At 42.5% G+C, this 17,954-nt stretch carries 12 protein-coding genes; 2 read left to right on the top strand and 10 right to left on the bottom strand.

Annotated features, from left to right (window positions below):
- Positions 1 to 8: 8 nt before the first annotated feature.
- The 4 genes from JS40_RS10850 to JS40_RS10835 all read right to left on the bottom strand — a co-directional run bounded on the left by JS40_RS10850 (position 9) and on the right by JS40_RS10835 (position 3,599).
- The gene (locus JS40_RS10850) at positions 9 to 2,081 is read right to left on the bottom strand and encodes a glycosyltransferase family 9 protein (RefSeq protein WP_034260485.1); all 2,073 of its coding nucleotides are present in this window, start codon (positions 2,079 to 2,081) and stop codon (positions 9 to 11) included.
- Between the two features lie 89 nt (positions 2,082 to 2,170).
- Entirely contained in the window at positions 2,171 to 2,881 is a 711-nt protein-coding gene (locus JS40_RS15540) for a hypothetical protein (protein WP_201770361.1), read from the bottom strand.
- Positions 2,882 to 2,913: 32 nt separating this feature from the next.
- The gene (locus JS40_RS15535) at positions 2,914 to 3,201 is read right to left on the bottom strand and encodes a hypothetical protein (RefSeq protein ID WP_051957565.1); all 288 of its coding nucleotides are present in this window, start codon (positions 3,199 to 3,201) and stop codon (positions 2,914 to 2,916) included.
- Positions 3,202 to 3,371: 170 nt separating this feature from the next.
- Positions 3,372 to 3,599: a hypothetical protein gene (locus tag JS40_RS10835; RefSeq protein WP_034260483.1), complete on the bottom strand. Its 228-nt coding sequence runs from the start codon at positions 3,597 to 3,599 to the stop codon at positions 3,372 to 3,374.
- A 1,468-nt stretch (positions 3,600 to 5,067) separates the two neighbouring features.
- On the opposite strand from JS40_RS10835, the gene JS40_RS10825 reads away from it, so the two are divergent.
- Complete coding sequence (locus JS40_RS10825) at positions 5,068 to 5,871, top strand: hypothetical protein (protein ID WP_034260479.1); 804 nt, start codon at positions 5,068 to 5,070, stop codon at positions 5,869 to 5,871.
- A gap of 105 nt (positions 5,872 to 5,976) precedes the next feature.
- Here the strand turns inward: JS40_RS10825 and JS40_RS10820 are convergent, their stop codons facing one another.
- The 6 genes from JS40_RS10820 to JS40_RS15645 all read right to left on the bottom strand — a co-directional run bounded on the left by JS40_RS10820 (position 5,977) and on the right by JS40_RS15645 (position 16,218).
- Entirely contained in the window at positions 5,977 to 7,779 is a 1,803-nt protein-coding gene (locus JS40_RS10820; RefSeq protein WP_051957563.1) for an ATP-dependent nuclease, read from the bottom strand.
- Between the two features lie 11 nt (positions 7,780 to 7,790).
- Positions 7,791 to 9,443 carry a response regulator receiver domain gene (locus tag JS40_RS10815; protein ID WP_034260477.1) on the bottom strand — a complete coding sequence of 551 codons (1,653 nt, stop codon included), beginning with the start codon at positions 9,441 to 9,443 and terminating at the stop codon, positions 7,791 to 7,793.
- Positions 9,433 to 12,336 carry an ATP-binding protein gene (locus JS40_RS10810; RefSeq protein WP_034260475.1) on the bottom strand — a complete coding sequence of 968 codons (2,904 nt, stop codon included), beginning with the start codon at positions 12,334 to 12,336 and terminating at the stop codon, positions 9,433 to 9,435. The genes JS40_RS10815 and JS40_RS10810 overlap by 11 nt, the downstream gene beginning before the upstream one ends.
- Positions 12,303 to 13,409, bottom strand: a complete 1,107-nt coding sequence (locus JS40_RS10805; RefSeq protein ID WP_051957561.1) for a DNA cytosine methyltransferase — start codon at positions 13,407 to 13,409, stop codon at positions 12,303 to 12,305. The genes JS40_RS10810 and JS40_RS10805 overlap by 34 nt, the downstream gene beginning before the upstream one ends.
- 1,244 nt (positions 13,410 to 14,653) lie before the next feature.
- Complete coding sequence (locus JS40_RS10795; RefSeq protein ID WP_034260471.1) at positions 14,654 to 15,892, bottom strand: toll/interleukin-1 receptor domain-containing protein; 1,239 nt, start codon at positions 15,890 to 15,892, stop codon at positions 14,654 to 14,656.
- Between the two features lie 191 nt (positions 15,893 to 16,083).
- Complete coding sequence (locus JS40_RS15645; RefSeq protein ID WP_160172969.1) at positions 16,084 to 16,218, bottom strand: sedoheptulose 7-phosphate cyclase; 135 nt, start codon at positions 16,216 to 16,218, stop codon at positions 16,084 to 16,086.
- A 143-nt stretch (positions 16,219 to 16,361) separates the two neighbouring features.
- On the opposite strand from JS40_RS15645, the gene JS40_RS10790 reads away from it, so the two are divergent.
- Positions 16,362 to 17,864 carry a tetratricopeptide repeat protein gene (locus JS40_RS10790; RefSeq protein WP_084677485.1) on the top strand — a complete coding sequence of 501 codons (1,503 nt, stop codon included), beginning with the start codon at positions 16,362 to 16,364 and terminating at the stop codon, positions 17,862 to 17,864.
- Positions 17,865 to 17,954 lie beyond the last annotated feature (90 nt).

Genomic DNA, 17,954 nt, shown 5'->3' with positions numbered 1-17,954 from the left:
TGAGCAGGCTATCTTTGAAAGGTAGGTACTTCAAAAAGAATGTGCTGTTGTTTGAGCACGTCCACCACCAGCGCAAAATCTCCTTCCATTGCGTTTACTGAAGCAGGTTGGGTGAAAAGGGACTCGATGTGCTGCTTCATGTCTGCATTGTGATATTCCAGCAGCAGTTCGTTCTCCCCCAGGGTCACAAGGCAGTCGTTCTCTGTGAAGTCGAAGGTGGCCTGCGGATTGACCCGCAACAGCTCTTCCTGTTCGGGGTAGGCACGTTGTAATACTTTGTACAATGCTTCCAGTACCCGGTCTACCGTGACCGAGTTGAGGCAGATCTTATGATCGCAATTGAGGATGACATCGTAGTTGCATCGAATGGCACAGACCCCTTTCTTTCCCCAGATCAACTCATTGTGTTCGGCAAAGCTTCCCCAGCTTCCCGGTCCGGTGGGACCATAGATCCCTACCGAAGGCACATTAAAGGCCCCCGCTACGTGTGTGATCCCGGCGTCGTTCCCTATATGGAACAGTGCTCCTGCCATGGCCTCGCCCACGTCCAGCATACCCCCGGTCACAAAGGACACATGCGGCAGCTCTTTGGTGAAATACTGAGCGAGATCGGGATCGTCGGGGCCCATGATGACCTTGCAATCCAGATGGGGATAAATGGTTGCGAGACGTTCTATGAGTGCCGCGAACTTATCGGTAGGCCAGATCTTCAGTAAGAAGCCGGCACCATGATGCACAACAAAGTAAGGGTTCGTGGAATCCTTCTTGCTTTTAAAGTAGGGGTAGCGTTCCAGATGGTTATCGATGTCCTTGTGCAGCTTGGCCGCCGTATCGATATAATGCTGAATGGCGTGTTGCTTCACCTTTTTATGGGTGGGATATTTTAAAGCGTGTGGCAGGTGGTACCCGCGAAATGCCGGATAATTCCCAAATTCGTAGATGTGGTCATACCCATCCTCCTGTTCCCGTACTTCCTTTTCGTTCACCACCTTGATACCGGGCAGGTGTTTGGCAAAGAAGTCCACCAGACGGGGTGCCACCGCGAAGTGTAAACTCCCGGATACTTCCTTGATCTTATAGATCGCCGGAATGGCAAAGAAGATATCTCCCAGTCCGCCGTAACTCTTATAGACCAGTACATTCCCCAGAGAAGGTGCTTTGGAGGACGCTTCAGAAGTGGTCAATATCCCTTCCACCGATTTCCAAAAGACCTCGGGAGCCTGTTCCATTTCTTTTTTGGCCTGTTCCTTGTCGTTCGGATAAAAATCGAAAGAGAAGGTCCCTACCCTGTCATTAGCGATCATCTCACAACCGGAGAGGAAGGCTTCCGCGGCGAGTCTGCCGGAAGGTTCGGGCCATACCGGTTTGCAGAAAAAGCGTTTGGTCTTTCCGAGGATGTCGAGCACTTCTTCATTGGAAACAGGATCGTGAAAGCTCATATTCTGTGGCATCTCCCGTCGCAGGCGGTTCCTTCCGTAGACAGTAAAACGGGTCTCGGGGTGTTCTTCGGCGTAGGTGACAAATTCGTGTCCGCCCTTTAAATAATTAAGGTCTCCGAAAAAAGGAATGGTATGGTCCTGCTTTTCTTCCGAAGGGTTTAAAAGCGACACTTCTACCGTAGGCGGCATGATCAATTTACTGGTTACCGCTTCGCCATAGAATTCGTAATGTGACTGGAAGTGTTTGGGGGATTGAAAGACATTGAGACGAGCGTTGGCGAAAAGCTTTCGGAACCAGTGGAACTTATCGGGGTGGCAGCAACTGCGAACGTTTCGGTCGACGGTGCAGAGGATATTACGCCGAATGCAGAAATTGTAATCGTATTCTACCTTCACGTAGGGCGTTTCGTTTTCAACCAGGTGTTGTACCAGTTCCAGTTCGAAGGTACAGCGGGAGGTACTGTTCAGAATAACAAGATCGGCTTTTTGGATATGAGATTTGGTATCTTCCAGATCCTTAAGGTAGTCCAGCAAGACCGTATGCCCCCGCTCCTCACCCAGGCGGATCAATTGTTTTATGGTAAGTTCGGCGCCTCTTGGGGTGGCCAGGCCGGTGTCATGTAAGAATAGAACTGTGCTCATGCAAACGCAATAAAAAGGACACTCCACTCATAAGAACAGGGATGCTGTACTGATAAAATGGACTGTCCCGTTAGAAATATATCTTCCGATTATAGTTTTTCGAAGACGAGGATATCGGTTCCGCCGCCGCCGCCACTTACGTCACGGACCTCCACGCGGGTGGGCTCTACACTAAAGACATCCCACTCGTCATTGAACTCATCGAACGGTGAGCCGCTAAAGGCCAGGTTCAACTGTTGTCCGTTGCTGCTTACCAGCCAGACACCGTTATTGGTGTTCGACCCGTTGGTAGCCACCACATTATTGGCGGTCATGAAATCGACGTTGTAGCCTGCATAGGTGGCCGTTTGGTCGCTTCCGCTGTCTATATACATCTGTACAAACCAGGTACCGTCCAACAGAATATCGATCAATTCCTGAGCGTCTCCGTAATAGCCGTCGTCATAGTAGCCATCATCATAATAGCCGTCGTCGTAATACCCGTCATCGTAGTATCCATCGTCGTAATAACCGTCGTCATAATAGCCATCGTCATAATAGCCATCGTCGTAGTATCCGTCATCGTAATACCCATCGTCGTAATACCCGTCATCGTAATAGCCGTCATCGTAGTAACCATCGTCGTAATAGCCATCATCATAATACCCATCCCCATAATAGCCATCGCCATAGTAGCCGTCCCCGAAGAAGTCTTCGGAACTTTCGGGCGTACAAGAGGTAATGAGATGGCCTGTTATTGACACTGTAGAAACTGCCAGTAAGGCCTGCCCCGATTTCTTAATAAATTTTCTGCGTTTCATATTGTGTGTTGTTGGGTCCCTTTTTGAACGGGTTAATCGTCGTAGTAACCATCATCATAATAGCCGTCATCGTAATAACCGTCGTCGTAGTAGCCGTCATCGTAATAACCGTCATCATAGTAGCCGTCATCGTAGTAGCCATCATCATAATACCCATCGTCATAATACCCGTCGTCGTAGTAGCCATCTCCGTAATAGCCGTCGTCAAAGAATGTATCGTCGTCTGAACTACAAGAAGCGATAAGGCTTCCTGTAATTGAAATGGTGGTGGCGGCTAGGAGCGCCTGTCCCGATTTCTTAATAAAATTACGTCTTTTCATGTTGTGGCCTTTTTATAAAGTTACATAAAAATAAGATCACTTTCAAATACGGAGCTTATCCCTATATACGTACAACAGTTCAACTTGCGTTTACCCTACCCTCTTTTTTAAAATTTTTTTCGTTATAGAAGGTGAGGCTACACAAAGCGCAGCAAAAAAACGTTAGAAAGCTACTCTCCCGCCCATTCCTCCAGCAGTGGCAGGTTGTTGATGGTCTTATAGACCACTAAGGGATCGAGGCCCAGGTATTGGGAGAGTTCACAGACCGTCACGGCCTGATGTTCATTTTTACCGGAGTGTTGCTTGATGGATTGAATGATCCTTCGGGCGGAGCGCTCTCCCTTGCCGGTAAGCAAGGAGACGTCGGTGTGGTAAATACAAATGCGTTGTTGTCTCATGTCTTTCTTTTTTTAGGATGCCCATCCATTGGGGCGGTGGATCTGCATCGGGTGAAACTTCATGGGGCTTGTCGCATATACTATGCACGCATAGAACAAAAAACGTTTGTCTGAACCCCTTTCGTATAAATTTTAACACATTCTAGAATTTTCGTACAGTTTTAAGGTCTCTGAAGGCCATGTTAGGTATGAGGGGTTTTTTAGTGTATCACCTACATGTCACATCGTGTTAAGCCCTTTTCTGACGCGGCTTTCGATCGTACACTGCCTTCTATTGCAGCCGCCTTATGACCGATGTTCACCTTGCTTACAGCCAAGGTATAGCCGAAGTATACCCGAATTAAAGCCGAAGTAAAGCTGAATTAAAGCTGAAGTAGTAGGTTTTTGTTTTTAACCAGTTTTCTTCTATTATTCAACTTTCTTTTATTCATGCGTTTATATTGCTTTTTAAAGGAATTCATGAATGCTTCGCATTTGCTGGTATAAAAGAAATAGTGCCTTCCTCTCGCTATGCTCGTCGGAGGCAGTCGAAAAGTACCTTTTTTCCTTTTACTCGCACTTTTTGATTTGATATTTCGGTGCTCGTGAATCTTCGATTTCATAGGCATTTTGAAATGCTCACGCATTCCAAACCAATGCAAAAACTCGGCGTTCGCTATGCTCACTGAATCTCCGAGCTTTTTTAAAATGCCTTCCTCTCAGTGCCTTTGGCACCTCGTCGGAGGCAAGGCTGATAAAAAGGATGTTCTTCAATTAATCATTTAGATGTCACTTCGAGTGATGCGCCGGAGGTGCATTGTATCGAGAAGTATTGTTTTTTTTTATTTTTTATTTTCTTTTTTTGCTCCTCCAAAAAAAGAACGAAAAAAAGGAGGCCTTTTACGAGGAATTTCCCGGCCTTTGATGCCGGGAACCGCCCCCAAAACTCCGCGTCAGCCACCGGCGGTGGCCTCCTGGATCTCGAAGTTTTGTGTGCATATTCTGGCGTAAAAGGGTTGTCCTTCGTATCGTAATATTCAAACTAGATAAATATTCTTACTTAGCAATAAAAATTAAAGCTAGCTGTTTAATCCGAAGTACAGAAAAAACCATTCCATTCACTCTTCACCACTCACCATTCATCACTCACCACTAACCATTCACCAATCACCAATCACCATTCACCAATCACTACTCACTCCCCGGGGGTAAGGTGGGGATAGCCTGGGGATAGGTATTTTGGAAAAAGCGGTCAAAAACGGACAAAGTGACCAAAAACGGACAAAAACGGACAATAGTGGACAATTCCGGTAAAGTGTGTCCAAAAGCGGCCAAATCGGACAGGGGTGTTTGGATGTTTGAAAATGCCGTTCTATGTTTGACCTGTTGGTGTTCGAAAAAATGCCCTGTTCGGGAGGGTGCTGCAGACTCCTTTTGACATGGCATTCGCACACCGGCATTTATGTTTAACTTTTAAATCCTAGAAATTATGGGTACACAAAAAAGTTTTATCAAGTTAGAAGGAACCTTTGATGATCTAACGTTCTATGAGCGAAAAGGAAAGCAACTGGTTCGGAAAAAAGGAAGTTTGAACAAGCAACGTATCGAGAACGATCCGAAGTTTCAACGGACTCGTGAGAATATGAACGAGTTTACAGGGGCAGCCTTGATGTCGATGACCTTGCGGAAATCGTTGGGTTCGTTGATCAAAAGGATGGGTGGCACGACCACTTCGGCCCGACTGACGGGGCTCTTTAGGCGGATGAGTTCTAAGGGACCCGGGAAACGGGGCAGGCGTTCCTTTATCATGGGGGCGAACAAACCGTTGTTCCACGGCTTTGAGTTCAATAAAGAACGGGCGTTTGACAGTGTGTTTTCGGCACTCTATGATGCGCCTTCCATCGACGCAAACCGCTCTGTAGTGACCTGGACGGTGCCGGCCTTTGAGATGGAGACCGAGCTGAAACTGCCGGAGGGTACCACCCACTATCAGTTTGTATTGGCCACCACCTTGTTGAGTGACCATGTGTATGATGATGCGTTCCAGGCGTATGTTCCGGTGGAACCAGAACTGAACGGTAGCCGACAGGTGACCTTGGGGGAATTGCTCCCGGCGGATGTGACTACCACGGAGGAAGCAATCCTGACCACGGATCTGGGGCTGACCGAGGCGCTGCCCGATACGGTGGTGTCGCTGAGCGTAATTGGCGTGCTCTTCTTCCAAGAGACCGCCGATGGCGAGTATTACCCCTTACAGGGGGCACAATCCCTAGCGATCGCTACGATTGCTTAGTCATGATGCGAAAAGGGGCGGGAAACCGCCTCTTTTTTTGTAATTAATAAATTTTTCTGAAGCTAATCTTCATTACAAGATATATCTTAATGTTAAAAGTATATTCTAAGAATTTACAATTGCTAAAATATAATCTCTGATAGTCACAAAATCATTATTCTCAGCATTTAACCATCGTTGTAAAAACTGCCTTTGAACACTTAAAATAGTCTCTGCATTGCTTCCTCCCTGAATCAGGTCGGAAACGAAAGCGAATTTTTGCTTTGTTACTTGAATGGTCATGAGTTCTACCAGCTTCTGTTCTATTATTGTGTCATCCTGGATAACTCCTTTGATCAGGGCTTCTGCGAATACATCGTTCCAAATAATATCCTCTGGAATTTGCTTTGGAAGATAGAAGACGTTGGACAAATAATAGTCCAAAAATAATTTCTGTAATTCCAGTTGTTGGGGTTGATTTCCTGCTCCTTGGCTGCCATCAACAGAAAACTTAATCTCTTCACCGGTTTGTTCTCGAATCTTTGATTTGAGATTTTCAACAGTTAAGTCAGCCATTGGAATAGTTTTCCAGTCGAGATGTGAATTCTCTGGCTGTTGATCTCCGTCAAAGAACACGAAGTCCTGCGAATTTTGTTCTCGACAAAAGACAGTGATAAAATCTTTTTTGATCACGGATTCTCCACCGGGATTGAACTTTACATTAAATAGATTTTCCGTTTCCTCACCCATTTTACTCAATACCCCGGAAACAATTTCCTGTGCCAGTACATCTTCCACAACAATGTTCTTTCGGTTTTCAATCGGAAATTCGATGTAAAAAAACGCTTCTTCAGGGGTAAGGTTTTCTTTTACCAAGAACCTTCCATTTCCGGGGTTCTGATAGAACACCTTTATCGCCTCCTTAGGAAGACCTTTTACAATGGATGGTGAATGACTGGTTAACACCACTTGGTGTTTTTTGCTCTTGATTTGGTTGAGTAGGAATAATTTAAGTCTGGTCTGCGCTCCGGGGTGTAATGATACTTCCGGTTCGTCCAATAATATTAATGAATAGCTTTCTGCAGCTAATACTTCCCTAACCAACCTTACCACGGCAATTTCACCGCTTCCCGCAACAGCCTCCGAGTATTTGGCAAAATTAGTTTGAAACAGCACGGAATAACCTTCGTTTCTGAACAGCTCATGTAAGACCGAAAGTCCGCTTACATATTGTCTTCCTAAAACAAAGGAAATCCATTTGAGCTCATTAGCTGATAGTGTCTCTAAGGGATCATTTAATGCTCTTGTTTTGGAGTTAATTATGGGCTTCTCACCTGTAAATATTTTGTTCAGAGAGGATGATCTCCCTCTTAGGTATTCTTGTTTATTTCTCGCTCGGCTAAATTTTAGATTACCAAAATAGAAATATTTATCAAAGGCGCTTAACTCTGAACGAAAATCAAGGTAAACTACATTTTTGACAATGGGACTATCTCTCTCATTTCGATTACTTCTCGTCCCCATTCCTGCCCATGCCAAGGGTCTGCTGGTTTCCCAATAATTCGGATCGTTTTGCCTCTTAATTCTCGCTTTAATTACCTCTTTGGTTTGTTTGCCTTCCTGAAATGAGTACCAAAAGGAATGTCGCTTACGCTGTTCATCATAATAATTTACGGGATCGACTTTGGTATCGAACCAAAATTTATATGGAGTGTATCTGTCAGGTGCTCCATAGAGGGCATGTAAACAAGAACTCTTGCCACAACCGTTTTGACCGATAAACACGGTCAACGGGAAATCAAAAGTTATCCGTGTATCGATTTCTATGTTACGGTAAAAGGGGAATTGGATGAAATCAATGTATCGTTGAAATTGATTTCCTGACTTGATGTGTTTTATTGTCTCTATCAGTGTGTATAATTCGCTCACAATTTTGGTTACTAGATAATTTGAGCCAATGAAACACCAACCCTGGCAGGGTAGCTTAATGCCTTATTGGCAATACGTTGAGCAAAATTTTCCTTAATACGACCCAAATGTTCCAATTCGAACCATTCGTTTTGATAACACACTTTTGAAAGACTACCAAGCTTAGGAGTTCTAACGTACATTGAAAACGGTTTACATTCGCCCCAATCTATACATAATATTCCATCTTCCAAACGTAAATAGGAAATATACTTTCCTTCAGCCTTTTTCAAGGAATTTAAATAACTTTCAATTACTGTTTCATATCTTACAAAAAAGTATTGTCTTTTTATCTTAACTGGATCGGCACAATCACACAACGGAGTGATGCACATTACATATTCAATGGTGTTATTCCCTTTTTTGAGTTTCAACACATCACCGAAACTCAATAGTTCTTCGCCCTGCGGGTTAAATCGTAATTGATTGTAGAAATTATTGAGCTTAACAAGAGCCTCTTGAAATATAAGTTCGGATTGGATTTGCTGTTCAAAATCATTTACCTTACTGTCGATATTATTGTTAGCCTTATATTCTTCCAAAGTTGAGTACAATGTAGGCTCATCGGTACTAAGAAAGTGTGTAGCTTGATCTACCCATAATTCCCTTAAAAATTCGTAGAAAGCATCTTTGGGTTGGATGTTTTGGTGGTGATAGAAGAATGCTGTTTCGTCTATTTCGTCCAATTCCTTTCCAATGAAGCCGGAGCCTTTGCGAAAGGCATTTCGCATTTCCAAGCCTAGGAGGGTTAGAAAGATATTGTGCTCATCCACAATGGAGTTTTTAAACTCTTCATAAAAAAGCTGTTCTTGAATTGAGTCTTTATTAGCAATAGCTATAATCGTATTATTCACATACAAACGCCAGTTGTCGGATTCGGTCTTTCTAATGCGAATTCTGTGTGTAATCTCGCAAATTGGAATGGATTGTTCTTCAAAAGCATAAGCCAGGGCAGCGAAAGAACGACCTAAGTCTCCTGTAATTTCCCTAACCCCATTTCTGATTTGTTGGAAATCTGAAAATGACTCTTTCAGATAATCCAGTATCTGTTTAGTTAGTTCACGCTTTTTTGTAGAGTCGGTTGAGTAAAGAATATATTCCCTGAACAATGGGTTCAGGACTGCAATTACTTCTTCTGAATCCAAGCCTTCCCCATCACAAAAACCGATGAATTGCTTCCTTATGACGCTAAGCTCGGCACCGGTTAATTTTATGCAGTACCCGAAGTAGTACAGTACGGGAAAAATAATCTTGTCAATAAAAGCATTTGGGTTGGTATCCGTATAAATACAGCAGAAATGCAGGCTGTTGGTTTGTACAGCTTCCTGAAGTATGGCGAAGGTATCCGAATAGGTATCTTGATTTTTTCGCAGTTGCCAGTCCAAAATGAGGAGGTCTCTATTGTTAAACAGAAAATTTGCTTTCGTTCTCCATTCATTGCCAAACCGGTAAAAGGACAACGTGCATCCCCTTTCTTCGAATGGGGCTATGAGGTTGCTATAGTCCAAAATATCGGGATCGGTTTTAGCTTCAAATGGCAGGAGCACTCGATCATCAATAAAAATGGCCGACTTTATCGAATTCTGTAGAATAGTCGAAGCAATTGTGTCAAAATTAGGATTCATGATTTTCTTCGTAAATAAGGAAACAGGCTCCGTCCAATTGATTGTATTTCGGATCCTGTGTCGCGGTTATTTCATAGCCAACACTGTTTAGAGTCGTTTTAGCCAAGTACAAACCTATCCCTCGACCTTTGGGTCGCCTTGAGAAGAATGCCTTGAATAAATCTCCTTCTTTTATATAAACCTCGTCAATAGGTTCTCCAGAATTGGCAATTACAATTTTATTATCGATGAAGTCGAAAAGGAGTTTACGATCTTCAACCGAATTGAGCCAATATACTGCATTGTTGATTACATTAATAAAAACAGGTTTTAGAATTGACTCATATGTAAAGAATGACGCCTTTAAAAACACAGGAGTACCGACCACATGAATTTCTTTTTCACGGAATTCTTTCCCAAAGAATTTTTCTACATAATCAAATATATCCTGCCCGGAAATATCTTTTCGTATTCGGTTAGTGGTGCGGTAGAGTGGAGTGAGTAGCTTGTAGTTATTTTCCAGATGTTCGAATGTGGTTCGAAGAAGTGCGTATGTAGTTGCACTATCTTCTCCATCAATAACGAATCCCTTCATGGCGTCTATGATCTTCGCTAATTTCGAATAAAGGGCGTTAAACTGATGGTCAATGATTTCTACGGCAATCCCCAACTGAGCCAATTCCTGTGTTTCCTGCCATTTCTCTCGCAGTTTGAGAAATTCCAACTTATAATAACCTACCAATGCATCTTCATCCAGTCCTATGGACAAGCGCGAAAGGTGTTCTACAAAGGGCTGTATTCGATCTTTTATGCGCTGTGATCTGCTTTGATGGATTTCCTCTATTGCCTTTAGATTGGAATATATTATTTCTCTATTTGATGTGGCAGGTTGAATCACTCCATATTCTTTTCTAAAAGCCTCCAGTTCATCGGATTTTTCTTGATGAAATTCGGCTTGCAGACGATTGAAAGAGATCTGAAGTTGTTCTTCGTATTCCTGAATGATGGATATCAATGCTTCTTCATAGGCTGCAAGTTTGCGTCGGAATTCGGCTAACAACTCTTTTTCTTTAAGCTTACCTTGCGCTTTCACAATAACGGCATTCGCATGGCTAACTGTTTTGCGCTCTATAGACTCTCGTTGCTTTCGGTAATCGTAAAGTTGTTTGCGCTGAGAATCATTAGGAATAAATTTCTTGGGTGGTTCAAGCTGAAGCTCGTTTATTTTGATTTTGATTTCATCAATCCGAGCCAAAATATTTTCTATCTTCTCATATCCTTCGAATAATTCACCAGTTTTTTTCTCAAGCTCCTCTGTTAACCGATTGAGTTCATTTTGTAACTCTTCAAGTTTATTAGGATACGCTTTAAGGTTTGCGACAAACTGCTTACGTTCTTCTTTCTCCCTCTCTTCTTCCTGCTTTTGTTGCTCAATTTTCTCTTGTTGCTCTGTTTTTATATCAAACTCAGCTCTTTTACCGTAGTACTTTCTAGCAAGGTCAATGAAGAAGAATACCAAAGTAGCTTTAAATTCTCTGTAGGCCTTATTATTGATAAGCCCTTCCCGTCCTGCCTTGTCAATCAATCGGCTATTTTCCTCCCGAGATAGTTCAATGTACCCCCACATTCTTCGATAACTGAAGAAATAATGACCGGCTCCTCTGGTTCTTCGTTCCTCAAATTGTAAAAAATCCCAATCTTTGCGGCCATAAGGTAAAATCCTGAATCCATCTCTATATAGATATAACCCGCCAACACGATCCAGTTTGTCATTCATCTTTTTGTATAGCTCCGGGTTCAAAAGTGTTGGCTGACCCGCCCCGGGAATGGATGCAATTTTAATATGGAAAGGTCCAAAAGAGGTCTTTGCCTTTTTTTTGTTTGGTTTAAACAAATGGTTTTTCACCTCCTCATTGTAGATTTTCAGATTACCGGTAAATACACCGTAATCATCAAAAGAACCTTCAATCAAGTGATCGGCATATTTAAAATCCTCGTGATCAAAAAACTCCCGTTGGTGAATGAAATCCGTTGGTATTTCGGAATCATAAATCAGAAAGGAGGTGTCAAAAACAGGCTTTTCTTCCTTGAACACATTGGACATACCAGATAACCCGGAGCGAATGAATTCGATAGTGTCCTCATTTTCTTCATCGGGCTTTGCATGATTCTTTAGAAAATGCAATTGATCGATGGGATCAAAAACCACAAATTTAGTACCATGTGCGGTATTGGAACATAGCGGCTCGATTACTTCAGATAGAAAGTACGTTGGCACCTTAATGTTACCCAAATCTTTCAGTATTTCAGTCTTTAGATCAGGTTGTTCTTCCCACTTTTCCTGCCTTGGATCATCATCTTTTAAGGGGAAGTTATTTTTGTAGTCCATTAGTAATTCTTTCCAAGCAGAATCAAATTCGGAAGCATCTTTGATAGGCCGTATGGGTATTTCGATGTCATCAATGTAGAGGTGATAGTTTTCCAGTATGCGCCAATCAAAAAACAATGCCTGTAGCGGTTCATTAATTTTCTTGGTCAACATTAGCATTTGATTTCCCAAATACGCCACTGATAATCTCCCTATCCCTTTCTCGCCGGTTGGCATCCGTGGGGTTTTGTTTAGCGTAGCTAACGAAGGCTTTTCAGGAATAGTTTTTCTTGTTTTGGAGTCGGTTCCTAAAACAATCCATTTTTCAAGAATGTCGGAATTCGACATACCTACTCCATCATCGCTTAAGACAAAAAAAGGTGATTGTGTGTCTCTATAACCAGAAAGAAAGAGACTTGCACTTAAATGATCGCCATAGGCGTCGTATCCATTCTTCCAAAGTTCGGTAATGGCGGTCGGTAGGTCGGCAATTTGGCCTTTCCCCAAAAGTTCTACTGCTCTTGCCTTTGCTCTAAATTTTGCCATTCAGTCCAATGTTGTAATAAAGAATTTCCAATTGCCTCAGCCAATTTAGGAGGAACAGCATTTCCAATCATTGTAGCAATTGCGCCTTTGTTTGGTGAATAAAAGTTGTAATTCAACGGGAAGGACTGAAGCGTAGCACCTTCTCTTAAAGAAAGTGCTCTGTCCTGTTCAGGGTGAGAATATCTTCCAGTACTGGTGTAAATAAACCTTGTTGTCAGAGTAGGAGCAGGTCTGTTCCAATGCAAGCGACCATAGACATCATAATGACCATCATGATTTTTGTAACACTCTAGCTGAAGTCTCTCATCATTCTCCCAAGCTTTCCGGCTACCCCCGTTTTTAGGTGTTCTTTGAACACGCTCTAAGTTCAATGGAGATAACTTGGAAACAGAATGAATAAATTTTGATTTATCTTCATTTCCTGCTTTAACAGCTGGGAAAATCTTGTAGTCTCCAATAGCATCAGAAACGCTCACGGTATTATCCTTGCTCCTAACTTGTTTTGGCAACTGTACCTTCGTTAATCTGCTTGCGATAAGTACAAATCGCCTTCTATTTTGAGGAACACCGAAATACTTAGCATTTAAAATTTTCTGATCGAAGGAATAACCTTCGCGTCTTAATGCTGACTTGAACTTATGAAGGGGACTGCCCTTCTTAGTTTCAAGCCCAGGGACATTTTCTATAAAAACAAAACCGGGTTTGTAATAGAGAACAAATTCTTTAAAATCATCTAACAGAAGCCTTCCTTTCTTAGACTTTGTCTTATCCGATTTAAGATTAGAGTAATATTGACAAGGGCTACAACCTACAAACACCAAGTCGTCTTGATTGGTGAAAATAGGTAATAAATCCTTCAAACTCTCTGGAGCCAAATTAGAAACATCCTTATTCAGAAATTTCGCTTGATTATTTTCCTCGTATGTTTTTTCAAACTGTGGGTCTATGTCTATCCCACCTAGAACTTCAATTCCAATATTCTTAAACCCACATGTTACCCCTCCTGCTCCACAGAAGAAGTCAACTACTTTTAAAGAGGACTGGTTTTTTATGCCTTTTTTAATTTTTGTCATCAACTAAAGTTAGCAAATATTAAGTTTAAGATTATTATAATGCGAATTAGTTTGTTATCTGAGGTAAAAATTTGTTGGAATTTATAAAGACATTACTAATTCTTTTCACTTCCACAAGACAACATTTTTAAATAAAATTTATATCGAGTAAATAGAATCTATCAAGTCACTTAATATCGACTCAAATGTACAAAATGTAATGTATTTATTCACTTCTGGCGATATTTTATCTCATTGGAATTTTAAATGTACTTATGACACTATAAAATTGGGGCATACGTTTCCCTAAACATGCTAAAGAAAAGTATTGAGTTTCCTCTTGTAGCGAATACTACGATAACATGAATCAACCCGTCTAATTCGCATTTACCAAGCACCATTATTCCTCTACTAAAAGATTTTTATGGCATAATAAGGAAGTGTATGTGATTTAGGCTATACGGTTTATTTGTCTTTTACAATGACTAAATAAACTTCAAGCCTAAAAACGTGAAACAAATTTTTTTGCTATCTTGTAACAAAGTTACTCTCTCCCAATTAGTTAAAACTCCCTAATAATAGTAGGATGTATTTCAACATATCCTTTAAAGATGGTAAAAACAGTAGTTAAATAATTAATCTGTACTAATCTTTAAAACCAAAACTATGAGGAAATTTTTTCTAATTATCATGTCGTCAATTTTTTTATTGGCTGCAGAAATGAATGCACAAACTAATATGTTTGCATACACAACCGTGGATGTGTTCAACGCTAATGGGCAGAATCCACATGACTTTATATTTTCATACGATGTTGTCAATGGATTTCATTCCTGTGTTAACAACTTTGAAATTGTTAGCAATGTGGATTATCAGACTGTTTTTAGGTATGAAATTTATTTAAACGGAGAACGGGTCTATATAGGGTCTGCCAATGTAGCACCGTTTGGCAGCGTATTTTTTAATGACGCTTTTAACTATTGTAATTCTCTAAATGCAACTGTGAGGGTAAATATCATTTAGAGACCTAACTCCCTAATTATTAAGTTTTGATGCACTACGCTATTAAAAATTGTGCCCTTAATGTATACACTACCCTTTACGGTTCTTCAATAACCGTCTAGTAAAGGTTGCTTGCGGGATTCCTATGACTACGCCAATCCATGCCTTTCTGTTATTTCCTGAATAGAATTATTAAAATCCTGCCTATATGGGACACAAGAAAATTCCGTTCCCAAGCAGGCTACACCCTATGTATTATCTCCTCAATTCTCTTTCCCGGAGGTCGTGGTGATGGTATAGAGGTGAAAGCGTTCGGTATTGGCATCTGCATAGTAAATGATCGACCTGCCAAGGTCCAAGGTGAGGCGTACATCGGGGCCTTCGCCCAGATAGATGGTAGTGTCGTCGCGTTTTAAGAGTTTAAAGGTCCGCTCATTGTCGTTGTTTATTTCCACCCATTCCGTGGCCGACAGCTCTTTAAAATAGCCGCCGTCATACGCTACGCGCGTCACGTTCCTTCCGGTAAGCGGCTGTGCCTTTACCACCGTCTCCACCACGTCCGCCGGTTTGTTCTTAGTTGTTGTCTGGCTCTTCTCATTGGTCGTACTTCCATTGGATGTTCCCTCCCCGGAGGTGGTGGAGGCTGCCGGGGTAGTGCCATCGACCGTATCTATGGCAGTTGTCGTTCCGGCATCCCCGCCCATGGCCTTTAGGAAGGAGATGCGATCCATGGCTTCGTCCTGATGCGGACAGGGTGCATATAATTCGATATGCCTGCGTAGGGCCGCCAATTCGTTGAAATCTTCCCCACCGGACATTTCAGTTTCCAGTTCGGTCCAATCTGACTTACACAATGCCATTTTATCTGTGCCTTGTCCGGAAGTGAAATGGTACACCGCCCATATCGCTGCTACGGCGAGGAGGGCGATCCCTATATAGAGAAAAGGCTTTCGGGAGGCGGCCGCGGAGGGCGTCGCTTCCCTATGTATGGGTGCATTTTGTACTTGGGAGGGCGTGGCGACCCCGGGATCGGCTGTTTTTGAAGTGCCCGTTGTTTTTTGGGTTTCGGCCACCGTTTTGGCCAGGGTGGATCCTTCGGCTACAGGGGCCACTTTATCACGATCCAGATCCAGAGCCGCGATCAACACTTTCATCCCGTCTTCCGGATTCTGACTGAAATCGGCAAACTGCAAGCGCCGCAAGCGAAAGGGGACGTCACACTCTTCCAGCAGTATGGGCAGCACTTTTTTACCCTCTTCCAGGGCGTACGAAACTTCATCCATCACGTTATTGGATTCCACAGAAGCTTTGGATAGTACCACCATGAGGACATCTGAGGCAGACAGTGCCTGCTCAATGGACTTGTCCCAGCGCTCCCCTGTTTTAATGTCTAACTGGTCCAGCCAGACCAGGGCGCCGGCATTTCGGAGTTTCTTTGCGAGTTCGAGTACGAAGTCGGAGTTCTCTCTGGAGTAGCTAAAAAATACGTGATGCTTGTTCATAGGTGTCTTATTTATGAGCCTTCTCCCCTTGTATCCGTCGCGGAGGCATAAGGTATCTACTATTCTGAAAACAGAACGTCATGTCCGCTCCCTTTTTTTTAAGTGCGAGGGTCTCTTAGAATGGCAATCTATTTCAACAGAAAGCGATTCCGGTTGAAAAAGTTACGATAAATATCTCATTAATAAGTAGTTTACAAAAAACTTGCCCTTGGTGGATGAAAGGTCCCGTCTTCTCCCACCAAATTGTCATTGGTTTTGACACCAACTGTGGGAATTGGCACTCCTATGTGTGCCTTCACCACCCGGCAGATATCTAACGATCTCATGAGCTTCCGGTGTGCTTTTACGCAGCATCCTATAAAACCGTACGATTCTTAATTTGAAATAACTTCAGTATTTATCACTTATCTGCTTGAAATACACTACCTTACAACTATACTACACAAAAAACTAACTAAACCAACAGATCATGAAACTTTTCAACACACCTTTAGCGTTTGTGATGGTAATCACACTCGTTCTTATGTCATCGTGCAAACAACCGGAAGAACCGAAGGTTGTATTCCCGGAAAATGATATTCCGGTAGGGGCAACCACCGATGAAGCCTTAGAAGCCTTTATGAAAGGCTTACAACTATACGACGAGGGAGATATCGTCAATGCCCGGCCTCATTTTAAAAAAGCCGTAGCGCTGGACCCGGATTTTGTGAGCGGACATATGTATGTAGCGTTTACCAGTAGTTCGAATAAGGAATGGGCAGAGAACAGGGATGCGTTCCTTGCGATGCGCAATAAAGGAAGTGAGGCGGATCTTCTAAACATGGACCTGCTGGAAGCCGGTATGGCCGATGATTCTGATAAAGAGCTAGAAATAGTTACTACCATGGTCACAAAGTATCCTAAGTCGGCCAGGGCTCTGGATTATTTAGCGGGCTATTATTCGGGCCGGGATAATGAGCCAAAGGCCAGAGATTTATGGAAGCAGGCCATTGAACTGGATTCCAGTTATACTCCGGCCGTCTCCATTCTTGGCAATTCGTATTTGTTTATCTCCCCAAAAGATTTTGAGGAAGCACAGCGTTATATGCAAATGTGGGTGCATAAATTGCCGCAAAGTTCGCAGGCCAGAATTGGATTGGGTGATACGTATCGTGCGCAAAACAATCTTGAAATGGCCCTTGAAAATTATGAAATGGCTGCCAAACTGGACCCAAAGAACGAAGTTGCACATTCAAAAGCGGGGCATGCCAATACCTTTATGGGGCACTATGATCTTGCACGGCAAAATTTTAGAGATGCCCGGGCTGTTAGTGAGTTTGGCACCGGTTCTTATAACTTCGAAGCTTATACGTACCTGTATGAGGGGGATCATAAAAAAGCATTGGCCTTTCTTGAGGAAGGGGCAAAGATGTTCGATTCTATGGATATTCCCGAGAGCAATAAAAATGGGGTGAAAATGGGATGTGTTTCAGATTGTGCAATGATCGCGATGCACTATGGTGATGGCGAACACCTCAAGGAATTGGTGGCTATGATGAAACCGATGTCCGATCAAATTAGCCGTGAAGTAAACAGTCCTATTACAACCAAGTACCAAACCGCATCTATGCATTACTGGGACGCTATTGTGTCTGCCACACAAGGTGACTACAAAGAAGCTTTACTGAAAGCCGATGCCATCAAAGAGATCCTGAAGGATGTAGATAATCCGAATAGGTTCAGATTGTATCATCGGGTTCATGCCGTGGTTAATTACGAACAAGGTAATTACGAGAAAGCGCTCGAACATCTAGCGACATTGAATGAGGATAATGTCTATGTTCAATACATGATGGCCAGAACGTATAAGATGATGGGTGACGAGGCAAAAGCTATGGAGTTATTTAATGAAGTTGCTCATAATAATTTCAACAGTGTGGCGTATGCGCTTGTTCGCAATGAAACAAAAGAATTGATCGCTTCAGCCAACTAATATTACCGTATTTCCTTAACAATTTTGTTAGGTAAATTAGTGATTATATTGGAAGTTAGCCTTCTTGAATTAACGTTTGAGAGGGCTAGC

Source organism: Altibacter lentus (assembly GCF_000746845.1).
In the GTDB taxonomy this organism is placed as follows: domain Bacteria; phylum Bacteroidota; class Bacteroidia; order Flavobacteriales; family Flavobacteriaceae; genus Altibacter; species Altibacter lentus.
Note: the sequence above shows the minus strand (reverse complement) of the source record. Positions and strands in the feature narration are given on the sequence as shown.